This is a genomic window from Liquorilactobacillus vini DSM 20605 (genome assembly GCF_000255495.1).
Lineage (GTDB): Bacteria > Bacillota > Bacilli > Lactobacillales > Lactobacillaceae > Liquorilactobacillus > Liquorilactobacillus vini.
In genome coordinates, this window is the sequence record NZ_AHYZ01000001.1 from 1 (window position 1) to 884 (window position 884).

Genomic DNA, 884 nt, shown 5'->3' on the forward strand with positions numbered 1-884 from the left:
AAGAGTGAAAATCAATTTGTATTTTGATTGTAATCAAAAAGTTTTATTTATTTGTTTTTCTAGAACAGTACTGGATTTTCCATGACAATTAGCAAACTAAGAATAAAAATAACCTCGTTTTTTTGCTCAAAGCGGTATAAAATAAACGTTACATGTTAAAAATTATGAAGGAGTGATGACGATGGCTTTTTCAAAAGAAACCAAGCAAGTAGTTGAAACGGTTATGAAACAGCGGGCTTGTTCGTATGAAGAAGCAATTGCTTATTTAATTGAAGTACTGAATAAACAAGAAACATATTAGTTAATTTTAAGCTGCGAATTTAGTCGCTGGTTAGTAGCAAGCCGCTGCAGGTTACTTTTTTTTCGTGTAGGATATATTTGACAGACAGCGATTTCTTCAGAAGTCTCCGGCTTTAATTTTGGTAACTGACAATGCTTATTTAATGCAACAAAGGTTAAAAAGGCGGTGGCACCTAGAAATGGTTTACCATGACTGGCCGGATAACCGATTATTTTTGCGAAGACTTCCAATGAACGAGTTCCAACACCACTTACATAACTAATGATACGAAATGAATCCTTTAACTTAAAAGGTGCAATGAAATTAAATTGATCAACTGAAGCCGTGACTAATTGTTGCTGAGCAAACTTGGTTGCAGAGATCGATGCTGTACCATCAAGAACTTCTAATAATTTTCCTCCATAAACTGTATTATGTTCATTCAGATCACCATTCAAAACCCGATGATCAGTGATAGCTACGGTTTGTTGACATGTAATGTACGTAAGCAGAATGAATCCTCTCCTTAAAAATTGAAATGTTATCTATTATTTTGAAACTTTCAGTGATTTTTTTCAAGCCGGACAACTATTAAGGATAAGTT

1 protein-coding gene is annotated in these 884 nt (G+C 33.8%); it reads right to left on the bottom strand.

The features are described from left to right. Positions 1–297: 297 nt before the first annotated feature. Positions 298–738: an acyl-CoA thioesterase gene (locus ON15_RS00005; RefSeq protein ID WP_010579406.1), complete on the bottom strand. Its 441-nt coding sequence runs from the start codon at positions 736–738 to the stop codon at positions 298–300. Positions 739–884 lie beyond the last annotated feature (146 nt).